Origin of the sequence: Muriventricola aceti (genome assembly GCF_025567565.1) — a bacterium.
Lineage (GTDB): Bacteria > Bacillota > Clostridia > Oscillospirales > Oscillospiraceae > Lawsonibacter > Lawsonibacter aceti.
Map to the genome: position 1 here is coordinate 170652 of NZ_JAOQKF010000005.1, position 6825 is coordinate 177476.

Here is a 6825-nt window from a genome sequence, read left to right on the forward strand (position 1 = left end):
TTCCGAGATACGCCACTTTTTCCCTACCGCCCTTCTCTTGTCCACCCCCATCAGAAAGAAGGCAGCCAGGTTGACTGCCATCAGGTACAGGATCACAAGCTGTACAAGCTCCGGGGCCATCGCTCTCCCCCTCTCTTTCGCCATGTCGGCTTATATCGGGGTACAGTGTACCTCTTTTTCTCTCCCTTTGCAACCCGCTCTCCCGCGGCTCCCCAGCTCTTTTGGACCTCCTCCCTGCCAGAGCTGTCCTACGGGAAATTATTTTCCCTTTGGTCAAGATTTTTTCTCTTGTTTTACTTTTTAGCTAGACCTTAATCATCCTTTTTCATCCATTCTTCTTATGTTAATTTTCTTTGCTTTAATTCCCCTCCCCTTTACCCATGTTTTCCCATTTTATTTCTCTCTATTTGTTTACTTCGTCATCATGTCCATCCTTTTTATTCCGTTTTACAGAAAACTAAATATTTTTTTGTCCTTTTAGCTCTTTTTTCTCATTTTAATGTTTTTTCAGCAAAAAAGCTGTTGCAATATTTCCTGCAAATGGTATAATGATTCGTCAGCAAAATTATTGTACGCTCCCATGGAAAAGATATCTGGGAGGAAATGGTGGCGGCGTTGCGCCAGTTCTGTTCGGGCTAGGTCCGGGCGGCAGCAGATCGTCGTCGCGTAAGAAGAAAGGAATGAAGTTTACAAATGGCAACGAAATTCGTGTACCTCTTCTCCGAAGGCAACGGCAAGATGAAGGAGCTGTTGGGCGGCAAGGGCGCCAACCTGGCCGAGATGACCAGCCTTGGTATGCCTGTGCCCCAGGGCTTCACCATCACCACCGAGGCCTGCACCCAGTACTATGAGGACGGCGAAAAGATCAACGACGAGATCCAGGCTCAGATCATGGAGTATATCGTCAAGATGGAGGAGATCACCGGCAAGAAGTTCGGCGATCTGGACAACCCCCTGCTGGTTTCTGTCCGTTCCGGCGCCCGGGCCTCCATGCCCGGTATGATGGACACCATCCTGAACCTTGGTCTGAACGAGGACGTGGTGGATGTCATTGCCAAGAAGTCCAATAACCCCCGCTGGGCTTGGGACTGCTATCGCCGCTTCATCCAGATGTATTCCGACGTTGTCATGGAAGTGGGTAAGAAGTATTTTGAGGAGCTCATTGACAAGATGAAGGAACAGCGGGGCGTCACTCAGGACGTGGAGCTCACCGCTGACGACCTGAAGGAGCTGGCCAGCCAGTTCAAGGCCGAGTACAAGTCCAAGATCGGCTCCGACTTCCCCAGCGACCCCAAGGAGCAGCTGATGGGCGCCATCAAGGCCGTCTTCCGCTCCTGGAACAATCCCCGTGCCATCGTGTACCGCCGCATGAACGATATTCCCGGCAGCTGGGGCACCGCCGTCAACGTCCAGTCCATGGCCTTCGGCAACATGGGCGACGACTGCGGTACCGGCGTTGCCTTTACCCGTAACCCCGCCACCGGCGAGAAGAAGCTGATGGGCGAGTTCCTGACCAACGCCCAGGGCGAGGACGTTGTGGCCGGCGTTCGCACCCCCATGCCCATCCAGGAGATGGCCGACAAGTTCCCCGAGGCCTTTGCCCAGTTCCAGGACGTGTGCCAGCGCCTGGAGAACCATTACCGGGATATGCAGGACATGGAGTTCACCGTAGAGAACGGCAAGCTCTATATGCTTCAGACTCGTAACGGCAAGCGCACCGCCGCCGCCGCTCTGAAGATCGCCTGCGATCTGGTGGATGAGGGTATGATCAGCGAGCAGGAGGCTGTTGCCATGATCGACCCCCGCAACCTGGACACCCTGCTCCATCCCCAGTTCGACCCCGCCGCTCTGAAGAAGGCCGCCCCTGTGGCCACCGCCCTGCCCGCCTCCCCCGGCGCCGCCTGCGGCAAGATCGTCTTTACCGCTGACGACGCCAAGGCTTGGGCCGAGCGGGGTGAGAAGGTGTGTCTGGTCCGTCTGGAGACCAGCCCCGAGGATATCGAGGGCATGGTCGCCTCCCAGGGCATCCTCACTGTCCGTGGCGGTATGACTTCTCACGCCGCCGTGGTAGCCCGCGGCATGGGCACCTGCTGCGTGTCTGGCTGCGGCGCCATCAAGATGGACGAGGCCAACAAGCAGTTTGAGCTGGACGGCCGCACCTACCGTGAGGGCGACTGGATCAGCCTGGACGGCTCCACCGGCAACATCTACGGTGAGGCCATCCCCACTGTGGACGCTTCTATTTCCGGCGAGTTTGGCCGTATCATGGCTTGGGCTGATAAGTTCCGCCAGCTGAAGGTCCGCACCAACGCCGACAACCCCCGTGATACCGCCCAGGCCGTCAAGTTCGGCGCCGAGGGCATCGGCCTGTGCCGCACCGAGCATATGTTCTTTGAAGCCGACCGTATCCCCGCCATTCGGGAGATGATCTGCTCCGATACCGTGGAGCAGCGCGAGAAGGCTCTGGCCAAGCTTGAGCCCATGCAGCAGGGCGACTTTGAGGCCATGTACGAGGCTCTGGAGGGCCGTCCCATGACCATCCGTTTCCTGGATCCCCCGCTGCACGAGTTTGTTCCTACCGAGGAGGCCGATATCGCCCAGTTGGCCCAGGATATGGGCAAGAGCGTGGCCGACATCAAGGCCATCATCGCCAGCCTGCACGAGTTCAACCCCATGATGGGCCACCGCGGCTGCCGTCTGGCGGTCACCTATCCTGAGATCGCCGCCATGCAGACCCGGGCTGTCATCAAGGCCGCCCTCAATGTCCAGGCCAAGCACCCCGACTGGAAGATGGTCCCCGAGATCATGATCCCCCTGGTAGGCGAGGTCAAGGAGCTGGCCTTCGTCAAGAACGTGGTGGTCAAGGTGGCCGACCAGCTGATCGCTGACGCCGGCTCCGACATGAAGTACCTGGTGGGCACTATGATCGAGATTCCCCGTGCCGCCCTCACTGCCGACGAAATCGCCAAAGAGGCCCAGTTCTTCTCCTTCGGCACCAACGACCTGACCCAGATGACCTTCGGCTTCTCCCGTGACGACGCCGGCAAGTTCCTGGAGTCCTACTACTCCAGCAAGATCTATGAGAGCGACCCCTTCGCCCGCCTGGACCAGAACGGCGTAGGCCGCTTGGTGGAGATGGCCTCCAAGCTGGGCCGTCAGACCCGCCCCGACCTGAAGCTGGGCATCTGCGGCGAGCACGGCGGCGACCCCTCCTCTGTGGAGTTCTGCCACAATACCGGGCTGGACTATGTGTCCTGCTCCCCCTTCCGGGTGCCCATCGCCCGTCTGGCCGCTGCCCAGGCCGCGATTAAGAATCCCCGCGCCTGATTCCTCCCCTGGTTTCTGAATCCGGTTCTCTCCAATAAGAATAACAGGCACACCGTCCAGTGGACGGTGTGCCTGTTTCTTTGGTTCCGCCTTATTCCCGGCCAGGTTCTCCCCTGTCCGTTTCCTTTCCCGGTAGCCTGTTCACCAAAAATTATTTCAATTTTTTTAATTAAATTGATTGACGCTCCCCCGGAACAGTGGTATCATCAGTCCGTTCAATTTTGAAGAAGTAGGATTTGATATCACTATGCATCCTCTGAAAAAGCTTACCTGCCGCGCTTTTCAGCTGGCCTTCCGGCTGGCGCTCCCCTTTCTCCCCTACCGGGAGCCCAAACAGTTGGACGGACTGGACTCCATCCCTCCGCTACTCAAAGGGAGTGGGGTGGGCTCCGTCCTGCTGGTCACCGACCGTTCCGTCCGCTCCCTGGGCCTTACGGCCCCTCTGGAGAAGTCCTTGGCCGAGGAAGGCATCATCTGCGCTGTCTATGACGGCACCGTGTCCAACCCCACTATCCAAAATGTGGAGGAGGGCCGGCAGCTCTATCTGGACAGCGGAGCCCAGGCCATCATCGCCGTGGGCGGTGGCTCGGTCATGGACTGCGCCAAGGGCGTGGGGGCCCGGATCGCTCGGCCCCGTAAGCCGGTGCGGAGAATGAAGGGCCTGCTGCGGGTGCTTGTGCCCACCCCTTTGACGATTGCCGTTCCCACCACCGCCGGTACGGGAAGCGAGGCCACCCTGGCCGCTGTCATTACTGACCCGGAGAAAAAGCACAAGTACCCCATCAACGACTTTGCCCTCATCCCCGACTACGCGGTGCTGGACCCGAAGATCACCCTGGGCCTGCCCCCCTTTATTACCGCTACCACAGGAATGGACGCCCTGACCCATGCCATTGAGTCCTACATTGGCCAGACCACTACCAAGCTGACCCAAGCTATGTCCGAGGAGGCCGCCCGCCTCATCGTCCATAATCTGCCCCGGGCCTTTGCCGATGGCACGGATCTGGAGGCCCGCCGGGCCATGCTCCGGGCCGCCTACTGCGCTGGGGTGTCCTTTACCCGATCCTATGTGGGCTATGTCCACGGGCTGGCCCACTCCCTGGGAGGCCAGTACGGCGTCCCCCACGGGCTGGCTAACGCCGTCATCCTGCCCTATTTTCTGGAGGAATACGGCCCCGCCTGCTGGGAAAAACTGGGTAAGCTGGCCAAAGCGGCTGGGCTGGCCCAGGAGGGGGACTCTGCCCAGCAGAGCGCCCTGGCCTTCATCGCCTGGATCAAAGAAGCCAATCGGACCATGGGCATCCCGGAGACGATTGCCGAGCTCCGGGCCGAAGATATCCCCGCTATGGCCCGCCACGCGGACCAGGAGTGCAATCCCCTCTATCCCGTACCCCGGCTCATGGATCGTCAGGAGTTGGAGATCATGTATCAAAAGCTGATGGCAAAGGAGGCATCCCCATGGATATCCAAGCCCTCGTCCAGGACCAGCGGGCCCATTTCCAAACTGGCCAGACGTTTAGCCTAGCTGTCCGCCGGCGGGCTTTGGACAAGCTGCGTCAGGCCATTCTGGCCCATGAGGCGGACATCAATAGCGCCCTGGCGGCCGACCTGAACAAGTCTGCCACCGAGAGCTATATGTGTGAGGTGGGGATGACCCTGGCCGAGCTGAACTATGTAAGGAAGCACCTAGCCCGCTGGATGCGGGACCGAAAGGCAGCCACCCCCTTAGCCCAGTTCCACGCCAAAAGCTTCACGGTGGCCGAGCCCTATGGAGTGGTCCTTATCATGTCCCCCTGGAACTACCCCTTTATGCTGACCCTGGAGCCCCTCATCGGGGCCATCGCCGCGGGCAACTGCTGTGTGGTGAAGCCCTCAGCCTACTCCCCCGCCACCTCCAACCTCATCCGCGCCATCCTGGCGGAGTGCTTTCCCCCGGAATTCGTCTGTGTGGTAGAGGGAGGCCGGGCGGAAAACCAGGCCCTGCTGGACCAAAAATTTGACTATATCTTTTTTACCGGCGGGGTGGCCGTGGGGCGGGAGGTCATGTCCAAGGCGGCCCGCCACCTCACCCCCGTCACCCTGGAGTTGGGGGGCAAAAGCCCCTGCGTGGTGGACGCCACCGCCAAGCTGGACCTGGCTGCCAAGCGGCTGGTATTCGGCAAGCTGCTCAACTGCGGCCAGACCTGCGTGGCCCCTGACTATCTGCTCATCGACGGCCGGGTGAAGGACCAATTTCTATCCCATGTCAAAAAGTGGATGACCGCCATGTATGAGCAGGATCCCCTGGACAATCAGGGCTATGTGCGGATGATAAACCGCAAGCACTATGACCGGGTGATGGGCCTCATTGACCCGGCCAAGGTGGTCTATGGCGGCCGGGGGGACCCGGACACCTTGAAAATACAGCCCACTATCTTGGACGGTGTGTCCCCGGAGGACCCGGTAATGCAGGAGGAGATTTTCGGCCCCCTGCTCCCTGTCCTCACCTATGACACCCTGGACCGGGCGGTGGAGTTCATCAACAGCCGCCCCCATCCCCTGGCCCTATATCTGTTTTCCGAGGATCGGGCCGCCCAGGAGCGGTTCCTCCGCCAAGTCCCCTTTGGCGGGGGCTGCGTCAACGACACAATTATCCATCTGGCTACCAGCCGGATGGGCTTTGGAGGTGTGGGTGACAGCGGCATGGGCAGCTACCACGGCAAACTGAGCTTTGATACCTTCTCCCACCGGAAAAGCGTGGTGAAGAAGTCCACCTGGATGGATCTGCCGGTGCGCTATGCACCATATACCGCCCTTCAGGAGAAGCTGCTTCGCCTCTTTCTGCGCTGAAACCGTCCTCTTTCTGAGGCCTCCTATGGCCCAGGGCGGCCCGCATTTGTGGTCTTGCTCCTGCGGGTCCGAAGCCGCCAGCAGGACAAAGGCCATTGCGGATGAAATCTGATAACAAAAACACCCATCTAATTTTACTCAGATGGGCGTTTCTTATCATGGTCGAATCATTCGAAGGGGTTACATGTTCTTTCCGCGCTCGATTGGGCCATTTTCTTTTTCGTATTCGTCAAGGTGCTTCAGCAGTACATATTCAATATAATTCGTCATAGAGCGGTGTTCAGCCGTAGCCAGGACCCCGATCCTATCAAATACATCGTCCGACATACGCAACGTAAACACTCGTTTGATAGTGGCCATATTGCCCGCCCCTTTCTATTTTCGAATATATCATAGTGTAATAACACAAAAATATATACAGTCTATTGACAGCTAAATGCTATCACTTTATAATGTTGAAAAAATGTGAAAGGGGTTGAGTATCGTCGAAAAGTTGCAACAACTTGTCCGCCTGGGCAAAAAGCTCTCGAGTGTCGGCTCCGAACTCAGGCTTGCCCAAAAGGGACTGGAAAAATGGCGGATGACTATGGACTAAGCTCTCCTCAGGCCATCGACTTTTCCAAACACTGCGACAAACTGTCATCCAGATTCACCGCATTGGAAGATGAT

5 protein-coding genes are annotated in these 6825 nt (G+C 58.2%); 3 read left to right on the forward strand and 2 right to left on the reverse strand.

The features are described 5' to 3' along the window. The coding region (locus OCV64_RS16185; RefSeq protein WP_394803827.1) for a DUF1294 domain-containing protein at positions 1-144 on the reverse strand (144 nt) is incomplete at its 3' end. Positions 145-693: 549 nt separating this feature from the next. Between OCV64_RS16185 and ppdK the strand changes: the two genes are divergently transcribed. The 3 genes from ppdK to OCV64_RS07520 all read left to right on the forward strand — a co-directional run bounded on the left by ppdK (position 694) and on the right by OCV64_RS07520 (position 6156). Further along, on the forward strand, positions 694-3327 hold the full coding sequence (gene ppdK / locus OCV64_RS07510) for a pyruvate, phosphate dikinase (protein WP_262669723.1): 2634 nt from the start codon (positions 694-696) through the stop codon (positions 3325-3327). Between the two features lie 247 nt (positions 3328-3574). Continuing rightward, complete coding sequence (locus OCV64_RS07515) at positions 3575-4852, forward strand: iron-containing alcohol dehydrogenase (protein WP_262669724.1); 1278 nt, start codon at positions 3575-3577, stop codon at positions 4850-4852. Then, positions 4786-6156, forward strand: a complete 1371-nt coding sequence (locus OCV64_RS07520) for an aldehyde dehydrogenase (RefSeq protein ID WP_262669725.1) — start codon at positions 4786-4788, stop codon at positions 6154-6156. The genes OCV64_RS07515 and OCV64_RS07520 overlap by 67 nt, the downstream gene beginning before the upstream one ends. Positions 6157-6336: 180 nt before the next feature. Here the strand turns inward: OCV64_RS07520 and OCV64_RS07525 are convergent, their stop codons facing one another. Further along, complete coding sequence (locus tag OCV64_RS07525; RefSeq protein ID WP_147571645.1) at positions 6337-6516, reverse strand: hypothetical protein; 180 nt, start codon at positions 6514-6516, stop codon at positions 6337-6339. Positions 6517-6825: the final 309 nt, after the last annotated feature.